The sequence below is a fragment of the Antribacter gilvus genome, from assembly GCF_003946865.1.
Lineage (GTDB): Bacteria > Actinomycetota > Actinomycetes > Actinomycetales > Cellulomonadaceae > Antribacter > Antribacter gilvus.
In genome coordinates, this window is sequence record NZ_QXTH01000002.1 from 113,807 (window position 1) to 131,436 (window position 17,630).

Sequence of the window (17,630 nt, forward strand, 5' to 3'; positions counted from 1 at the left end):
GGCCGGTTAGGCTTACCTCACCATGACAGAGAACCCGGCAGGAGAGGCCCGGCGCCGCAAGGGCGTACCCACCACCGCCACGGTCCGGCGCGCACGTCACGTGACGCCGCACATGATCCGGGTGACGCTCGGCGGCCCTGCTCTGGCGGTGCTCGATCCGCTCCCGTTCACCGACCGCTACGTCAAGCTCGTGCTCGGCGAGCTCGAGGACGGGCGGCCGCTCCTGCGGACGTACACGGTCCGCGCTGTGCGCGGCACCGGCGAGGCCGTGGAGTGGGACGTCGACGTGGTGGTGCACGGCACGGACGGCGCGCTCGAGGGAGTGGGCGGGCCGTGGGCCGCTGGTGCCCGGCCGGGCGACGAGGTCACCTTCCTGGGCCCGGGCGGCGACTACGCCCCCGGGGCGGACGCCCCCTGGCACCTGCTCATGGGCGACGAGTCGGCGCTCCCCGCCGTCGCCGCAGCGCTCGAGGCCCTCCCCGGCGGCGCGGTGGCCCGTGCGTTCGTCGAGGTGGCCGACGCCGCGGAGCGCCAGGAGCTCACGACGCACGGTGACGTGCTCGTCACCTGGGTGCACCGCCAGGACGGGGGCGACCTGGCCGCTACCGTGCGCGCGGCGCACGCCGCGGGAGACCTGCCGGCCGGCGCACCCCAGGTCTTCCTGCACGGTGAGGCGGCGTGCGTGCGCGGCCTGCGCCGGTGGGTACGCACCGACCTGGGGGTGCCCCGGGAGCGGCTCTCGGCCTCCGGGTACTGGCGCCGCGGGCGCACCGACGAGGGCTGGCGCGCCGAGAAGCAGGACTGGAAGGCAGCCGTCGAGCGGGATGACCTAGCACTGGTCGCAGCCCACTAGGATTCGACTCACCGAGTGCGCATTCCTGAAGGCCACGCCGGGGCGTGGCGCACCAGGATGCGCACTTCGTCGTGTGCAAAGGGCATCAGGTGCGACCCTGCCTCTAGACGCCTAGAGTCAGGCTCGGGAGCGCGATCGCGAAGGCCCCGGAAAGCCCGCAGATCCGCAACTCATTCTCGTAACGAGTCTGCCGTACACTCGCGCCACCGTGAGCCCCCGACCCGGGACGACGGACCTGTCCACATCTACTTCGCAAGGAGAAGCCATGTCCCCTGTCAGCCGCCGTCTCACCGGGTTCCACACGAGTGAGGAGGCGCATGCGGCGCTCAGTCATGAGGCCGCCGAGGGTGCGCTCGACACCCTCCAGCACACCGAGCACCACGCTTCCGAGCTGCGCCCGGTCACGCCGTCGGACCAGCAGTCCTGGACCGCCGCCAAAGAAGAGAACCGCCAGCCGCGCGAGGCGTGGTCCGCGCCCAACCGCTCCTGGGACAAGCCGTTCGTCGAGGTCGTCGAGACGCCCACGAGCGACGTCCTGATCACCCAGGCGATCCGCCGCGGCCTGCCGCTCGACGAGGCGGTCGCCACCTCCGTGCGCGAGGCCACCGGGATCAACGCCGCCGAGTGGCGGGCGCTCTGCCACTCGCTCGCCGAGCAGCCGGCCACCCGCAGCGCGGGCATGGTGGGCTCAGCCCTCCTGGCCCAGCGCTCCGGGCTCCGTGACCTGGCCTGGGACCTGCTCTCCGCCCTCGACGTGGCCGACGCCGCCCGCCTGGCACCCGCCGAGTACCTGCGCGCGGGCATCGCCGCCCGCGACCCGCGCGCCGTCCCGGTGGCCGCCCGCTGGCTGGAGACCGGAGCGGTCGGCGACCCCGCCGTGCTGCTCGAGCTCGCCCGCCTCTTCTTCGTGGCCGACGAGCACGACCTCGCCCAGGCCGCCGTCGACGCAGCCCGCAAGGCGCCCGGGCTGGGCGACGTCACCGAGACGTCGCTCGACTACCTGGAGCCGTGGATCCGGAAGGCCGCCTACCCGGCGCCCGCCCCGCGCATCCCCACCGGCCACGTGTCGTTCGCGGTCATCGACTACAAGGCCCCCGACGAGGTGGTCTCGTCGAGCAACATCGGCGACAACGTGCAGACGGTCGCGAGCCTCGGCCACCTGGTGCGGCACGAGGGCGTGCGCCTGCATGGCGACCCCGAGGTCACCGAGCCGGTCTCCTTCCTCGCCGGGCGCGTGCGCCCCGAGCTGAAGATCACCGGCCCCGGCGCCGACGTCCACCTCACGGTGGTGCAGCGGGACGTGACCTACCTGGACTCGGTGCCCGAGAACACGTGGATGCTGGCCTTCGGCTGGTACATGCACAACCAGTTCGACCTGCGGTTCGGCTTCCCCTTCCACGAGAACCTGAACCCGGTCTTCGTCTCGTTCCACCTGAACAAGTACGCGGTCCTCACGCCCACCGCGGTGGACTACCTCAAGGCGCACGGCCCCATCGGCTGCCGCGACTGGACCACCGTGCACCTGCTCCTGAACGCCGGCGTGCCGGCCTTCTTCTCGGGCTGCCTCACCACCACGGTGAGCACCGTCTTCCCGGCGGAGCACGCGCCGGCCCCGTCGGGCGCCCCGAGGGTCTACGTGGACACGGCCGCACCGAGCATCGACGACGCGGTGGTCACCCACTCCTATCCCGAGGTGCGGAGCGCGTCCTTCAGCCGCAACCTCTACGACGCCGTCGCCCTGCTCGACTCGTACCGCACGGACTACTCCAAGGTCGTCACGTCGCGCCTGCACTGCTTCCTCCCGGCGTGGGCCATCGGCGCCAACGTCGACTTCACGCCGAAGAACGACGCGGACATCCGCTTCGCCGGCCTCCTCGACGCCACCGAGGAGGACCGTCTGGCCATGCAGGCGCGGATCCGCGACCTGGTGGCCGCCGTCATGGGCCGCATCCTCGCGGGCGCCTCCCGTGACGAGGTCTACGGCCTCTGGCAGGAGACCACCGTGGCACTGGTGGAGCACGCACGCCGCGTGCACGCCGAGCCGGTCCCGGCGCCGGTGGCGTCGTTCGACGTCCACGCCGCCGTCGAGAGCGTCCGGGCCACGCGTGTGCTGGTCGAGGCGACCAGGCCGCGCCCGGGCGAACCCGTCAACGTCGCCGTCGCCCTGGACGGCAACCTGCGGTCCCAGATGGAGGTGGTCGTGGGCGGCGTCGTGCGCCACACCGACCGCCCCGTCCGCGTCGTCGCCCTGACGCGCGAGCACGGCACCGCGGACCACGCGCGCCTCACCGCCCTCTTCCCCGAGGTCACCTTCGAGTGGTACGCCTGCGACGACGTCGACTACGGGTCGGTGCTCGGCATGCTCAAGCACATCACGGTCGCGACCATGGACCGCCTGCTGCTGCCTGAGCTCCTGCCGCACCTGGACAAGGTCCTCTACCACGACCTCGACGCCCTGGCGGTCACGGACCTGACGCCGCTGTACGACGTCGACCTGGGTGAGGCCCCGCTCCTGGCCCGCCCGTCGATCTCGTACAACTACCGGCACGGCATCGGGAACGTCATCCGGTCCACGCGCCTGCTGCGCCACGACCCGGCCGCCGCCCGCGACCTGGTCCGCAGCACCGCGCAGCGGCACCGGCACGGCTTCCGGGGCTTCAACGCCGGAATCCTGCTGCTCAACCTCGCGGTCATGCGCGGGGACGGCTTCACGGCGGAGTTCGTGCCCTACGCCGAGCGCTACGGCCTCAACGACCAGGACATCCTCAACGCCTACGCGGGCTCCCGGTACCTCGTCATGGACGACCGGTGGAACGCGTGGCCCACGCAGGAGGTCGTGACCGAGCCCGCCCTGGTCCACTGGGCCGGACCGGTCAAGCCGTGGAGCACGGAGAACTACATCCACCTGCGGCAGCACTGGCAGGACGCCGAGGGCTTCGTGGCGGAACGCCGCGCGACCCGCTGACCTACCTGAACGCCGAGCGAGCCGGCCAGAGACCTTCGGTCCCTGGCCGGCTCGCTCGCACTCAGTAGCCCGCGTCGCCCGGCTGCCCTGCGCCGCCGCCGGCCGCGTCGAAGCCGTCGAGGACCGCGGCGGTGCCCGACAGGCCGAGGCGCGTGGCGCCGGCGTCGACCATGGCGAGCGCGTCCTCGAGGGTGCGGATGCCGCCCGAGGCCTTGACGCCGAGGCGTCCGCCCACGGTCTCCGCCATCAGGCGGACGGCGTGCACCGAGGCGCCCCCGGTCGGGTGGAAGCCCGTGGACGTCTTGACGAAGTCGGCGCCCGCCGACTGCGCGGCCCGGCACGCGGCGACGATCTCGTCGTCGGTCAGCGCGGCCGACTCGATGATCACCTTGAGGATCTTCCCCGCGGGCACCGCCGCGCGGACGGCGGCGATGTCGGCCTGCACGGTGTCGAAGTCGCCGGCCTTGGCGGCGCCGACGTCGATCACCATGTCGACCTCGTCCGCGCCGTCGGCCACCGACTGCGCCGCCTCGTACGCCTTCACGGCGCTGCGGTGCTTGCCCGAAGGGAAGCCGCAGACCGTCGCCACGGCGAGCCGGCCGGCCGCCGTCGCCACCGCATGGGAGACGAACGTGGGCGAGACGCACACCGAGAAGACGCCGAGCGAGGCGCCCTCCTCGACCAGGGCCGTGACGTCGTCGGTGGTGGCCTCCGCCTTGAGGAGGGTGTGGTCCACGAACGTCGCCAGGGTGGTCCGGTCGAGCGTCATCGCACGGCTCCCTGGACGGCCTGGTACCCGGGGACGATCACGTCGTCGACGAGCGCCCGGCGTTCGTCGTGGTGCATGAACGCGCTCCAGGCGGCGGTGACCGTGACGTCCACCAGGTCGTCGATGGTCCAGCCGGCCTCGGCCACGAGGAGCTCCATCTCGTGCGACATCGAGGTGCGCGACATCAGGCGGTTGTCCGTGTTGAGCGTGACCGCGAAGTCCAGCTCCTTGAGACGGGTGATCGGGTGCTTGGCGATCGACTCCGCGGCGCCCGTCTGCAGGTTCGACACCGGGCACAGCTCGAGCGCGATCTGGTGGTCACGCACCCAGTGGGCCAGCGGGCCGAGCTCGGCGTAGCCGCCGTCGGAGTCGCCGTCCGCCTCGTCGCCCTCCAGGACGAAGGCGATGTCCTCGATGAGGCGCACACCGTGGCCGATGCGGTCCGCGCGGCCCAGGTGCACGGCCTCGGCGATGGAGTCGAGCCCGGCGGCCTCGCCCGCGTGGATGGTCACGGGGAAGTTGTTCCGGGCCAGGTAGTCCCAGATCTCGCCGTGACGCGACGGCGGGAAGCCGTCCTCCGCGCCCGCGATGTCGAAGCCGACGACGCCGCGGTCGCGGTACGCCACGGCCAGCTCGGCGATCTCCTGCCAGCGGTCGGCGTGGCGCATCGCGGTGACGAGCTGGCCCACCCGGATGATCCGGCCCTCGGCCGCGGCCAGGGCGATGCCCTCGTCGATGCCCGCCTGCACGGCCTCGACGGTCTCCTCGAGCGACAGGCCCTTGGCCACGTGCTGCTCGGGGGCCCAGCGCTGCTCGGCGTACACGACGCCGTCGGCCGCCAGGTCCAGCACGGCCTCCCGAGCCACGCGGGCCAGGGCGTCCGCGGTCTGCATGACCGCGGTGGTGTGGTCGAAGGTCTCGAGGTACCGGACGAGCGTGCCGGAGTCGGCCGCCTCCTGGAACCAGGTGCCGAGCGAGTCCGCGTCGGCGGCGGGCAGGGTGTGGCCGGCCTCCTCGGCGAGCTCCAGCACGGTCTGCGGGCGCAGGCCGCCGTCGAGGTGGTCGTGCAGCACGACCTTCGGGAGGGCGCGGATGGTGTCCGCCGTCGGGCGCGAGCCCGTGGCGACGTCGAGCGTGGTCATGCGACCAACCTACCCGGCGACGGGGGCCCGCGCGGCCCGGCCCTCAGGCCTGTTCCGGGTCGGAGCGGCCCTCGTCGTCGTCAGGGACCTCGAGTGCCTGCTCCACCACGTCCGCCTCGTTGGCGGCGCCCGCGCGGTCGGGGCGCGGCACGGGCGGCCTGTACTCGTCGGCCTCGTGCTCGTCGGGCTGCTCCTCGTCCGTCTCGCCGAGCGTCGCGTCCAGCACGCCGGGCGTCTCCTCGAGCTTGTCGAGGCCCGCGTCCCGCCAGGCGTCGTCTCCGGGGACCGTGCTCATGGTGCCTCCTCGCAGGTCGGTGGGATGCGTCCCCATCGTGTCCCGCCACGGGCGGGTTCGCCACCCGCCCGGGCCACCGGCTCGCTACCGCGCCGTCGGCAGCAGCGCCCACGCCACGTGCGGCCACCCGCCGAGCGCGGCGGTCAGCGCGTCCCGGACCTCGCCGGTCTCCGGCGGGTCCAGCAGCGCCCGGACGGGGACGGTGTGCAGCGCGGCCGACGACGGCTCGTAGACCACCGCGTCGCCCTCCTCGCCCGCGCCGTCGGCCCAGGTGAGCAGCACCACGTGGCGAGGGACCGCCGTGCCGAGGCCGCGGCCCACGTCGCCCCCGGTGAACAGCGGGACCGGCAGCCCGGCCCGCGCCGCGTCGACCGCCGTCGCGAGCACGTCGCGGGTCGACGGCCGCCCGCGGCCGCGGCGGCGAGCCCGCCCCACCGGCTCCGGCCGGCCCGCGGGCTCCGGCCGACCCGCCGGCTCCGGCCGACCCACAACCCGGTGCGTGTACCGCACCTCACCGAACCGGGCCACCGCCGCGGCGCCCCACGGCGGCGTCCCGAACCGCTCGGGCCAGCGGGTCACGACCAGGCCGCGCCGGTTGGAGGCCTTCTTCGTCGCCCGCTGGAGCGCCGTCCAGCCCTCTTCCACGTCCCGGGCAGCGAGTCGCGCGGCCAGCCGCGGATCGCCGGCGAGCGCAAGCATCGACAGCACCGCGGAGCCGCAGGTGGTCCCGTCCACCTGCTTCGCCGGGACGCTGGTCCCGTCCAGCGACGGCAGGGTCAGGCGACGGGGCTTCCCCACGACGCCGGCGCCCTTCCGCCTCGCGAGCGGGTCGAGGACGGCCGTGCGCCGGGCCGGGGGGACGGCCTCGAGGAGGGGCGCGACGTCGTCGGGCAGCGACCGGCCGACCACGCCGGCGACGCCCTCCGCGAAGGCCGCCACGGGCGGGAGGGTGGGCAGCGCGCCCGAGAAGGCGCCGAGGGCGCGCAGGACGGACGAAATACGCAGGCTGGACTTCACGGCGAGACCATATCCGCCGCCGAGGTGGCGCGCCTGTCAGGCGATCCGGTCGAGGATCAGCGGCGAGGTCTCCACCGGGGTACCCTCCGGCACCACGGACCAGGCGCCGTCGAGCGCCGCCAGGGCGCGGTCGAACCGCTCCGGGGTGTCGGTGTGCAGGGTCAGCAGCGGCTGCCCGGCCACGACGGCGTCGCCCGGCCGGGCGTGCCACTCGACACCCGCCCCGGCCTGCACCGGATCCTCCTTGCGGGCGCGGCCCGCCCCGAGGCGCCAGGCCGCGACCCCGACGCCGTACGCGTCGAGCGTGGCGAGCACGCCGGACGACGGCGCCACCACCGTCTCGGTCTCCTTCGCGACAGGCAGCGTGGCGTCGGCGTCCCCGCCCTGGGCCGCGATCATGGCCCGCCAGGCGTCCATCGCGCGGCCGTCGGAGAGGGCGGCGCGCACCTCGTCGGCCCCCACGGGGCGGTCGGCGGCGGCGAGCATCTCCACGGCGAGGGCGACGGTCAGGTCCACGACGTCGGCCGGGCCCCCGCCGGCGAGCACCTCGACCGACTCCCGCACCTCGAGGGCGTTCCCGGCGGTCAGGCCCAGGGGCACCGACATGTCGGTGAGCAGGGCGACGGTCCGCACGCCGGCGTCGGTGCCGAGGTCCACCATGGTGCGGGCCAGCTCGCGCGCGTCCGCCACGGTCTTCATGAAGGCGCCCGACCCGACCTTGACGTCGAGCACGAGCGCGCCCGTGCCCTCGGCGATCTTCTTGGACATGATCGACGACGCGATGAGCGGGATGGCCTCGACCGTGCCCGTCACGTCGCGCAGGGCGTACAGCTTGCGGTCGGCGGGGGCGAGGCCGGAGCCCGCCGCGCAGATCACCGCGCCCACGGAGTCGAGCTGCGCCATCAGCGCGTCGTTGGACAGCGCGGCCTGCCAGCCCGGGATCGACTCGAGCTTGTCGAGCGTGCCACCCGTGTGGCCGAGGCCGCGGCCGGACAGCTGCGGCACGGCCACGTCGAACGCCGCGACGAGTGGCGCGAGCGGCAGCGTGATCTTGTCGCCCACGCCGCCGGTGGAGTGCTTGTCCGCCGTGGGACGCGAGAGCGCGGCGAACGACATCCGTTCGCCGGTCGCGATCATGGCGGCCGTCCAGCGGGCCACCTCGGCCCGCGTCATCCCGTTGAGGAGGATCGCCATCGCGAGGGCGCTCATCTGCTCCTCGGCGACGACGCCGCGGGTGTAGGCGTCCACCACCCAGTCGATCTGCTCGGGGGCGAGGACGCCTCCGTCACGCTTGGTGCGGATGACGTCGACGGCGTCGAACTGCTCGGTGCCCATTCCCTTACTCTCCTTCACGGACCGCGAGGTCCTCCGGACCGAAGGCCTGCGGGAGCACGTCGCTCATCGGCAGGATGCCGCGCGGCGTGTCCACGAGCAGCTCCGGACCGCCGTGCTCCCAGAGCAGCTGGCGGCAGCGGCCGCACGGCATGATCGCCGTGCCGTCGCGGTTCACGCAGGCGAAGGCGACCAGCCGGCCGCCCCCGCCGGTGATGAGGGCGGAGACGAGCGAGCACTCGGCGCACAGCGTCACGCCGTAGGCCGCGTTCTCGACGTTGCAGCCCACGAGGAGCCGACCGTCGTCCGCGTAGGCCGCGGCGCCCACCGGGAAGCCGGAGTACGGCGCGTACGCGCGCAGCATCACGTCCCGCGCGGCCTCCCGCAGGGTGTCCCAGTCGATCGTCACCGCGTCACCCCTTCACGTAGGGGATGCCCTCGGCGGCGGGCGGCCGGGACCGGCCCACGAGCCCGGCGACCGCGAGGATCGTCACGACGTACGGCACCATCAGCATGAACTGGCTCGGCACCGGCGAGCCCACCACGGACAGCACGCTCTGGAGGTTCGACGCGAAGCCGAACAGCAGGCCGGCCAGGGCGGCGCGCACGGGGTGCCACTTGCCGAAGATCACCGCGGCGAGCGCGATGAAGCCCGCACCGGCGGTCATCTCGCGGTTGAACTGGCTGAGCGACACCACCGTGTAGAAGGCGCCGCCCAGGCCTGCCACCGCACCGGCCCACAGCAGCGCGTTGTAGCGCGTGCGGACCACGTCGATGCCCACCGTGTCGGCGGCGAGCGGGTGCTCCCCCACCGCCCGGACGCGCAGGCCCCAGCGGGTGCGGAACAACGCGAACCACACCAGGCCGACGGCGACGAACATCAGGTACACGATGATCGTCTGGTCGAACAGCACCGGGCCGATCACCGGGATGTTCTCCAGCAGCGGGATCCCCACCCGGGGAAAGCGCGTGGTCGTGTTCAGCGTCGCCGCGTCGGGGACGAGCACCTGCGAGTACAGGAAGCTCGTCAGGCCGATCACCAGCACGTTGAGCACCACACCGACGATGACCTGGTTGACGTGGTACGTGATCGTGAACAGGCCGAGCACCAACGAGACGAGCATGCCGGCCAGCACCGCGGCGAGGGCGCCCGCATAGGGCGAGTCCGTCAGGGACCCGACGATCGCGGCGGTGAACGCCCCGGCGAGCAGCTGCCCCTCGATCGCGATGTTGACGATGCCCGCGCGCTCGCTCAGCACGCCGCCGAGGGCGCCGTAGACGAGCGGCACCGAGAGGAGCACGGCACCGCTGAGCAGGCCGACGATCGACAGGTCGCGCGGGCTGCCGGCAGCGGCCCAGGAGAGGAAGCCGAGGAGGATCGCGAACGCGGCCACCCCCGGCACCCAGGCGGGGGTGCGCAGGCCGCGCGCCGTGAACAGCCCGGCGCCGACCGCCGCGAGGGCGGCGAGCACGAGGCACCCCCAGGCGGTGCCCATCGCGGGCACCACGATCACGGGGATGATGAAGAAGTCGCCCGACGTGGAGAGCGCGAACCGCGCGTCCCCCGCGTGCGGCGCGACGAGCAGCAGCACGGCGAACAGCGCCGTCACGACACCGAGCGTCACGGCGGACTTCCACGAGACCGGCGCGATGCGGCGGTTCTCGGCCTCGGGCGCCTTCGGCGCCTCCACGGTCGCGGCGGTCACGCCGTCACCTCCTTCTTCTTCGCTGCCCGACGCCGGTCTCCCGCACCCGGGCGCTTCCGCGTGCCCGGGTGCGGGAGACGGAAGATGGCGCGGACGAGGGGCGGTGCGGCGATGAACAGCACGATGAGCGACTGGACGACGAGCACGATCTCGTCGGGGACACCCTCGGAGACCTGCATCGTGGAGCCGCCCGCCTTGAAGGCGCCGAACAGGATGCCGGCCGCGAGCACGCCCCAGGGGCCGGAGCCGCCCAGGAGCGCGACCGTGATCGCGTCGAAGCCGATCCCCGCGTCGATGTCGGAGCTGAACCCGTTGGTCACCGAGCCCAGGACCTGGCTCGCCCCGGCCAGGCCGACGAGCCCGCCCGCGAACAGCATGGCGATGGTCGTCGCGCGCGGGACGTCGATGCCCGCGACCCGGGCGGCCCGCGGGTTCTGCCCGACGGCGCGGAACTGGAAGCCCAGGCTCGACCGGTTGAGGAGCCACCAGACGCCGACGACCGCGAGCAGCGCCAGGACGAAGCCCCAGTGCAGGGTGAACCGCTCGCCCACCAGGTGCGGCAGCTGGGCGGACTCGGCGGTGGGCGGGGTCTTCGGGTTGGCCGAGCCGGGGGCCCGCAGCAGGCCGGGCGTCGACAGCATGTAGAAGACCAGGTAGAAGCCGACGTAGTTGAGCATGATCGTGACGATCACCTCGTGGGCACCCGTGCGCGCCTTGAGCAGGCCCGCGATGCCCGCCCAGACCGCGCCGGCGGCGATCCCGGCGACGAGCGCGAGCAGCAGGTGCAGAGGGAACGGGAGCCCCTTCACGCCGAAGCCGACCCAGCCCGCGGCCGCGGCCGCCAGGAGCATCTGCCCCTGGCCACCGATGTTGAAGAGGCCCGCCCGGAACGCGACGGCCACACCGAGGCCCGCGGCGATCAGCGGGGTCGCGTAGTTCAGCGTCTCGGTGAGGGGCCGGATCGCCTGGGCGAAGGTCTCGGCCCGGTTGTTGTAGACGGAACCGCGGAACAGCGCCGAGTACGCACCGCCGATGGCGTCGCCGAGCGCGGCGAAGGTGTCGCTCGGGCGGCTGAAGAAGTAGACGGAGGCTTCCTGCACGCCCTCGTCGGTGAACGCGATCATCACGGAGCCCACCAGGACGGCGAGGACGACGGCCCCCACGGCCACCGTCCAGCGCGCCGAGGCGATCTCCTGGAGCGCGGTGGCCCAGCGGTCCTGGGTCGGCTCGTGCTCGGTGTCCGGACCCGCGGTCATGCGGCGCCCCCTTCTGCGTCCTGGGGCAGGATGCCCGCCATCATCAGGCCGAGCACGTCACGCGGCGTCGTGGCCGGGACGATGCCGACGACGCGGCCGCGGTACATGACCATGATCCGGTCGGCGAGCGCCACGGCCTCGTCGAGCTCGGTGGAGACCACGACGACCGGCACGCCGGCGTCGCGCGTGGCGACGATGCGCTTGTGGATGAACTCGATGGACCCGACGTCCACGCCTCGCGTGGGCTGCGCGGCGACGAACAGGCGCAGGTCGCGGGAGAGCTCCCGCGCCAGGACCACCTTCTGCTGGTTGCCGCCCGAGAGGCGGCCCACCGCGGCCTCGATGCCCTGGGTCCGCACGTCGAACTCGGCGACCTTCTCGCGCGCGAACCGGTCGCGCTCGGCGAGCTGCAGCGCGCCCTTGCGGACGAACGGCGGTCCGTCGGCGCGGTCGAGCATGAGGTTCTCGGCGATCGTGAACTCGCCGACGAGGCCGTCGTGGGTGCGGTCCTCGGGGACGAAGCCGACGCCGGCGTCGAGGACCTCGCGCACGGAGCGGCCGGCGAGCTCTTTGCCGTCGAGCAGGATGCTGCCCGTGACGTTCGGCTGGAGGCCGATGAGCGCCTCGGTGAGCTCTGTCTGGCCGTTGCCCTGGACGCCCGCGACCACGAGGACCTCGCCGCCGCGCACGTCGAACGACACGTCGTCCACGAGGACGGCACCGGTCTCGCTCGTCACGACGAGGTTGTCCACGGTGAGGCCGGTCTCGGCGACGACCGGCGCGTCCTTGTGCACGGTGAGCGACACCGCGCGACCCACCATGAGGGACGCGAGCTCCGCGTCCGTGGCGGTGGGGCTGGCCTCGCCGACGATCTTGCCGAGCCGCACCACGGAGATCTTGTCCGCCACCTCGCGGACCTCGCGGAGCTTGTGGGTGATGAAGACGATGGCCGCGCCGTCGTCGCGCAGCTGGCGCATGATCCCCATGAGCTCGTCCGTCTCCTGGGGGGTGAGCACCGCGGTGGGCTCGTCGAACACGAGGACGTCCGCGTCGCGCGAGAGCGCCTTGATGATCTCGACGCGCTGCTGCACTCCCACGGGGAGGTCCTCGACGACGGCGTCGGGGTCCACGTGGAAGCCGAAGCGGGCGGAGATCTCCCGCACCCGGGCGCGTGCGGCGTCCAGGTCGAGGACGCCTCCGCCCTTGACCTGCTCGTGGCCGAGCATGACGTTCTCCGCCACCGTGAACACGGGGACGAGCATGAAGTGCTGGTGCACCATGCCGATGCCGGCCGCCATCGCGTCGCCGGGGCCGGAGAAGCTCTGGACGGCGTCGTCCAGGAGGATCTCGCCCTCGTCGGCGGTGTACAGGCCGTACAGCACGTTCATCAGCGTCGACTTGCCGGCGCCGTTCTCGCCGAGGAGACAGTGGATCTCGCCCGGCTCGACCACCAGGTCGATATGGTCGTTGGCGACGAGCGCACCGAAGCGCTTGGTGATGCCACGCAGCTCGAGCCGCATTCTCTCGTCCTTCCCTGCTCGTCCTCGTGGGAGAGCCCGGTCATGGCAGTGTTCTCTGGGTTTCCGCGGCCGTGTCGTGCGCGGACCCCGCGGGAAACAACGTCAGGTCCCGGGGGGTCCGGCGCAGGACAAGCCTAGGCCGGTCCCCCCGGGACCGTTGGTGCACTAGCGAGCGACGAACGTCACTCGGCCAGGTAGGAGGTCACCTCGACCTCGCCGGCGATGATGGCCTCCTTGAGAGCGGCCACCTCCTCGACGAGCGTGGGGTCGACCTTGTCCTCGAAGTTGTGCAGCGGAGCGAGGTCGACGCCGCCGTTCTCGAGGGTGCCGACGTAGGCCTCCGCGTCGAACTCGTCCTGGCCCGCGGCCAGGACGGCCTCGTACACCGAGACGTCCATGCCCTTGAGGATCGACGTGAGGACGATCTCCTGGGTGGTGGGGTCGGTCTCGTAGAAGTCGGCGTCCACGCCGATCAGCGCGATCTCGCGGCCGGAGTCCTCGATCGCGGCGATCGCGGACTGGTAGATGGGGCCGCCGACGGGCAGGATCACGTCGACGCCCTGGTCGATGATGTTCTTCGCCGTCGTCTTGGCCGTCTCGTTGGCCTGGAAGCCACCGGTGAAGGAGCCGTCCGTGCCGTCCCAGCCGATGACCTCGACCGCGGTGCCCTTCTCGGCGTTGTAGTGGTCGACGCCCTGCTTGAAGCCGTCCATGAAGATGCTCACGGTCGGGAAGTTCTGGCCGCCGAAGGTGCCGACCTTGCCGGCCTCCGAGTAGCCCGCGGCGAGGTAGCCGGCGAGGAACGCCGCCTCAGCCGTGTTGTACAGGAGCGGCTTGATGTTCTCCGCGTCCTTCTGGCCGTCGAAGTCGTTGTCCGCGGCGTCGTCGATGAGGACGTACTCGACCTCGGGGTTCGCCGTGGCGGACTCGACGGTGTCGGCGGAGAGCGCGAAGCCGACCGTCACGATCGTGTCGCAGCCCTCGCTCACGAGAGACTCCAGGTTGCCCTTGTAGTCGGCCGCCGAGGCCGACTCGACGGACGTCAGCTCCGTGCCGAGCTCGTCGGCCGCCTTGGTGGCACCCTCGAAGCCGAGCTGGTTGAAGCTCTTGTCGTCGAAACCACCCTCGTCGGACACCATGCACGGGACGAAGTCGGACGCAGCCGCCGAGGTCGTTCCGGCACCGGGCTCTTCCTCGGGGGCGGCGCCGCACGCGGCGAGCGTGAGAGCGGCCACACCGGCCAGCGCGGTGAGCGCAACAGCCTTCTTCACCTGATGCTCCTGTCGATGAGGTTCAGCGGGGCCACGGTCAGGCCCCATACCGCACCGAGCCTAGCCAGCACATCGGGCGTCTCGCGTTTCGGGACGGTAACGGGGACGAGTCGTTACCGAAGCGTCATCAGTATCTGGGTGAATTCGGGCGACGGTTCAGGAACGGACCCTCAGCGCGCAGCGAGCTGGGCGAGCATCCGTACGCCCACGCCGATCGCGCGCTCGTCCACCACGAGGTCGCCGCGGTGGAGGTCGTGCGTCGCCCCGCCGGGGGTGCGCGTGCCGAGCCGCGCCATCGACCCGGGGATCTTCGTGAGGTACCAGGCGAAGTCCTCGCCGCCCATGGACTGCTCCGTCAGCACCACCGCGGCCGGGTCCACCGCCTCGCGCACCGCGGCCTCGAGGTCGCCCGTCACCTCGGCGTCGTTCTCCACCGGCGGCACGCCGCGCGTGTGGTGCACCGTGACGTCCACCTCGTAGGGGCGCACGACCTGCTCGACGACGTCACGCAGCAGGCGCCCGGCCTGCTCCCAGGCCCGCACGTCGAGGCAGCGCAGCGTTCCCTTGACGGTGCCCGTGGAGGGGATCGCGTTGGGCGAGCTCCCCGCCCGCACCGCACCCCAGGTGAGGTTGACGCCGGAGCGCGGGTCGAGACGCCGGCCGAGGACCGCGGGCACCTGCGTGATGACCTGGCCCAGCGCATAGACGACGTCGCCCGTCAGGTGCGGCCGGGACGTGTGCCCACCCGTCGACGACACGGTCACGGACACGGAGTCGGAGGCCGAGGTGATGGGGCCGATCCGCGTGCCGACCTGGCCCACGTCGAGCTTGGGCTCGCAGTGCACGGCGGCCACCCGGTCGACGCCGTCGAGCTCGCCCGACGCGAGCACGTCGAGCGCGCCACCGGGGAACACCTCCTCCGCGGGCTGGAAGAACAGCCGGACCCCGCGGGTGAGCAGCCCTTCCTCCTGCAGGCGGGCGAGCACGAGCCCCGCGCCGAGCACCACCGTGGTGTGCACGTCGTGGCCGCAGGCGTGCGTCACGCCGGGGGTGGTCGACGCCCAGGCGACACCCGAGGTCTCCTGCAGCGGCAGCGCGTCGAGGTCGGCCCGCAGGCCGAACCGGCCGGGACCCGCCGGGCCGACGTCACAGACGAGGCCCGACCCGTCGAGGAGCCGGGGCTCGAGCCCGGCCGCTCGCAGCCGGTCCGCCAGGGCCGCGGTGGTGCGCACCTCGTAGCGCGAGATCTCGGGGTGGGCATGCATGTCCCTGCGGAACGCGACCATCTCGTCCTCGAGGCCGGCGGCCAGCGTGCGCACGCGACCGGCGAGCGCGTCGCGCGCCTCCTGCGCGATGGCTGCCAGGGTGCTGTCGTCGGCGTTCGCCGACCGGTCGCTCGAAACGATCTGATCCAGTTCCGCGAGGGTCACAGGGTTCACCCGGACGAGGGTACTCCGCGGCGCGGTGACTCGCGTCACAACGTTCCGCATGGTGGGACGCGGTCCTGGACAGGGCGGTGACTGGCCGCCTCGGCTCTTGAGCGGCGCCCGTGACGGGGATGTGCGGGTTGGAGGCCGACCCCGGGGTTGTGGACGACGTGGTTGTCCACATCTTCGCAGGTCAGCGAGCGAAAAGAACGCTTGTTCGATAGGCTGTGAGGGTCGGGCAGGGGGCCCGGCGGGGCCGATTCGCGGCCCGTTCCCGGTCGCTGGGGGGTGGTCGTGGTGGTGCTTTCGGCAACGAGGGTGCCCGACGGCGCACGCTCGGGCGCGGGTGGTCCCGGCACGCCGCTGGACGGGCTGGACGGGCTGGACGGGCCGGACGGGCTGGGCGGGCTTGGTGGGGGTCCGGGGCTCGCGGCGGCCCTGGCCGCCCTGTGCGGCGCGGACACCGGCGGCGCCGACACCGGCGGCGCGGACGGTGGCGGCGCGGACGGTGGCGGCGCGGACGGTGGCGGCGCGGATCTGAGGCGTCTGGACGACGTGGTCCTGCTGGATGCTGCGGCGGGGTGGTCGCGGTTGATCGGTTGGGCCACGACTCGTCAGGCTGCGGTCGTGGGCGAGCTCGGTCGGCGGCGGGGCTGGTCGGTCCCCAAGGCCCAGGCTGCGGTGGAGCTCGGTGCCCGGCTCGGGGTGCCGACGTTCGAGGCGGACAAGGTCATGGCCCGCGGGGCGGGCCTGGCCCACCACCCGCAGGTCGCCGCGGCGTTGGCGGGTGGGCGGATCGACGTGGTCAAGGTGGACCTGCTGCTGACCGCGGGCAGCACGATGACCGTTGAGCAGCGGGTCGAGGCGATCGCCGAGGTCCTGCCGCAGGCCGGGCAACGGTCCCGGTCCTGGGTGCGGGACCAGATGCGGGCCCACGCCCGCCGTCACCTGACCCCGGCGCAGGTGGTCCGGGCCGAGCGGGACCGGCGGGCGGTGTACCTGGACCCGGTTGAGGGCGGCACCATGGCATGGCTGTCCGCGCTGCTCCCGGCCGCCGACGCGGCCGCGGTGTGGGACACCCTGGACACCGCCGGACGGACCGTGAAGCGGGCGGGCAAGGACCGCACCCTGGCCCAGGCTCGCGCCGACGTCCTGACCGGCATCCTGACCGGGCGCCTCATCCTGCCCACCGACACCACCGACACCACCGACCCCGAGGCCACCGAGGCTGTCGAGACGACCAAGCCCGCCGGCTCGGCGCCGACGTCCCAGCCGGGCCTGCCCACACCGGGTGTCCCGGCCCCTGAGCCCACTGAACCTGAGCCGGAGCCGGTGCCCGGGGAAGGTGTGCGGGTCACGGTCCTGCCGGTGCGTCCGGTCATCCGGGTCACGGTCGCGGCCTCGACCCTGCTCGGGCAGGACGACGAGCCCGGGTTCCTGGACGGGTACGGACCCATCGACGCCGACACCGCCGCCCTGCTCGCCGCCCCGGGCGACTCCGGCACGACCGGCGGAACGGGTGGGACGTGGCAGCGGTTGGTGACCGACCCGGTCACCGGCATCCTGACCGACCACTCCACCCACACTTACGTCCCGGGCCCGGTGCTGCGCGCCGCGGTCATGGCCCGGGACGGCAGCTGCCAGTTCCTGCAGTGCGACCGGCCCGGCACCACCGCCGACCTCGACCACCTCCAGACGTTCGACCACACCGCCGATCCCACCACCCTCCCGCCCGGGACCCCTGGGCAGACCCGGGCAGCGAACCTGCAGCTCCTGTGCCGACGGCATCACAACGCCAAGACCCACCACGGCTGGACAGCCCACCGCGACCCCACGACCGGGACCACGACCTGGACCGCACCGACCGCCCACACCTACACCCGCCCAGCCACCCAGCACGGCCCACGGACCCCCGGCACCGCGACCCCCGGCACAATCCCGGCAACCACAGGCCGCAAGCCCGCGACCCTGCACGCCCACGACCGAGCACGCCTCACCGGACCATCCCCCAAAGACCCCACCACCAGCCCACCGGCACCAGCACCGGACCCCGGCGAACCACCCTTCTAGGGCCGTC

The 17,630-nt window shown here is 73.0% G+C and carries 14 protein-coding genes; 3 read left to right on the forward strand and 11 right to left on the reverse strand.

Going from position 1 to position 17,630, the window contains the following annotated elements; genetic code table 11:
* Window positions 1–22: 22 nt before the first annotated feature.
* Together D1350_RS04075 and D1350_RS04080 are read left to right on the forward strand one after the other, a co-directional pair.
* Window positions 23–853: a siderophore-interacting protein gene (locus tag D1350_RS04075; protein WP_125774176.1), complete on the forward strand. Its 831-nt coding sequence runs from the start codon at window positions 23–25 to the stop codon at window positions 851–853.
* A 265-nt stretch (window positions 854–1,118) separates the two neighbouring features.
* Window positions 1,119–3,818: a glycosyltransferase gene (locus tag D1350_RS04080; protein WP_125774178.1), complete on the forward strand. Its 2,700-nt coding sequence runs from the start codon at window positions 1,119–1,121 to the stop codon at window positions 3,816–3,818.
* Window positions 3,819–3,879: 61 nt separating this feature from the next.
* Here the strand turns inward: D1350_RS04080 and deoC are convergent, their stop codons facing one another.
* From deoC to D1350_RS04135, 11 genes are all read right to left on the reverse strand, one after another.
* Window positions 3,880–4,587: a deoxyribose-phosphate aldolase gene (gene deoC / locus D1350_RS04085; protein ID WP_125774180.1), complete on the reverse strand. Its 708-nt coding sequence runs from the start codon at window positions 4,585–4,587 to the stop codon at window positions 3,880–3,882.
* A complete protein-coding gene (locus D1350_RS04090) occupies window positions 4,584–5,729 on the reverse strand; it encodes an adenosine deaminase (RefSeq protein WP_125774182.1) in 1,146 nt (381 codons plus the stop codon). Before D1350_RS04090 ends, deoC begins: the two co-directional genes overlap by 4 nt.
* A gap of 43 nt (window positions 5,730–5,772) precedes the next feature.
* On the reverse strand, window positions 5,773–6,024 hold the full coding sequence (locus tag D1350_RS04095; protein ID WP_125774184.1) for a hypothetical protein: 252 nt from the start codon (window positions 6,022–6,024) through the stop codon (window positions 5,773–5,775).
* An 84-nt stretch (window positions 6,025–6,108) separates the two neighbouring features.
* Complete coding sequence (locus tag D1350_RS04100) at window positions 6,109–7,041, reverse strand: hypothetical protein (RefSeq protein WP_125774186.1); 933 nt, start codon at window positions 7,039–7,041, stop codon at window positions 6,109–6,111.
* A 36-nt stretch (window positions 7,042–7,077) separates the two neighbouring features.
* Window positions 7,078–8,376 carry a thymidine phosphorylase gene (locus D1350_RS04105; protein ID WP_125774188.1) on the reverse strand — a complete coding sequence of 433 codons (1,299 nt, stop codon included), beginning with the start codon at window positions 8,374–8,376 and terminating at the stop codon, window positions 7,078–7,080.
* Window positions 8,377–8,380: 4 nt separating this feature from the next.
* Entirely contained in the window at window positions 8,381–8,782 is a 402-nt protein-coding gene (locus tag D1350_RS04110; RefSeq protein ID WP_206074416.1) for a cytidine deaminase, read from the reverse strand.
* Between the two features lie 4 nt (window positions 8,783–8,786).
* Window positions 8,787–10,079: an ABC transporter permease gene (locus tag D1350_RS04115; protein ID WP_170180910.1), complete on the reverse strand. Its 1,293-nt coding sequence runs from the start codon at window positions 10,077–10,079 to the stop codon at window positions 8,787–8,789.
* The gene (locus D1350_RS04120; protein WP_125774190.1) at window positions 10,076–11,335 is read right to left on the reverse strand and encodes an ABC transporter permease; all 1,260 of its coding nucleotides are present in this window, start codon (window positions 11,333–11,335) and stop codon (window positions 10,076–10,078) included. Before D1350_RS04120 ends, D1350_RS04115 begins: the two co-directional genes overlap by 4 nt.
* Window positions 11,332–12,855 carry an ABC transporter ATP-binding protein gene (locus tag D1350_RS04125; RefSeq protein ID WP_125774192.1) on the reverse strand — a complete coding sequence of 508 codons (1,524 nt, stop codon included), beginning with the start codon at window positions 12,853–12,855 and terminating at the stop codon, window positions 11,332–11,334. Before D1350_RS04125 ends, D1350_RS04120 begins: the two co-directional genes overlap by 4 nt.
* A gap of 182 nt (window positions 12,856–13,037) precedes the next feature.
* A complete protein-coding gene (locus tag D1350_RS04130; protein WP_125774194.1) occupies window positions 13,038–14,126 on the reverse strand; it encodes a BMP family lipoprotein in 1,089 nt (362 codons plus the stop codon).
* Between the two features lie 170 nt (window positions 14,127–14,296).
* Window positions 14,297–15,412, reverse strand: a complete 1,116-nt coding sequence (locus D1350_RS04135; RefSeq protein WP_240643903.1) for an amidohydrolase — start codon at window positions 15,410–15,412, stop codon at window positions 14,297–14,299.
* A gap of 459 nt (window positions 15,413–15,871) precedes the next feature.
* Here D1350_RS04135 and D1350_RS04140 point away from each other — a divergent pair, with 459 nt between their 5' ends.
* Window positions 15,872–17,623 carry an HNH endonuclease gene (locus tag D1350_RS04140; protein ID WP_125774198.1) on the forward strand — a complete coding sequence of 584 codons (1,752 nt, stop codon included), beginning with the start codon at window positions 15,872–15,874 and terminating at the stop codon, window positions 17,621–17,623.
* Window positions 17,624–17,630: the final 7 nt, after the last annotated feature.

Coding starts and splice junctions, on each gene's coding strand:
- D1350_RS04075 (WP_125774176.1), top strand. CDS start 23: ATGACAGAGAACCCGGCAGGAGAGGCCCGGCGCCGCAAGGGCGTACCC.
- D1350_RS04080 (WP_125774178.1), top strand. CDS start 1,119: ATGTCCCCTGTCAGCCGCCGTCTCACCGGGTTCCACACGAGTGAGGAG.
- deoC (WP_125774180.1), bottom strand. CDS start 4,587: ATGACGCTCGACCGGACCACCCTGGCGACGTTCGTGGACCACACCCTC.
- D1350_RS04090 (WP_125774182.1), bottom strand. CDS start 5,729: ATGACCACGCTCGACGTCGCCACGGGCTCGCGCCCGACGGCGGACACC.
- D1350_RS04095 (WP_125774184.1), bottom strand. CDS start 6,024: ATGAGCACGGTCCCCGGAGACGACGCCTGGCGGGACGCGGGCCTCGAC.
- D1350_RS04105 (WP_125774188.1), bottom strand. CDS start 8,376: ATGGGCACCGAGCAGTTCGACGCCGTCGACGTCATCCGCACCAAGCGT.
- D1350_RS04120 (WP_125774190.1), bottom strand. CDS start 11,335: ATGACCGCGGGTCCGGACACCGAGCACGAGCCGACCCAGGACCGCTGG.
- D1350_RS04125 (WP_125774192.1), bottom strand. CDS start 12,855: ATGCGGCTCGAGCTGCGTGGCATCACCAAGCGCTTCGGTGCGCTCGTC.
- D1350_RS04135 (WP_240643903.1), bottom strand. CDS start 15,412: ATGGTCGCGTTCCGCAGGGACATGCATGCCCACCCCGAGATCTCGCGC.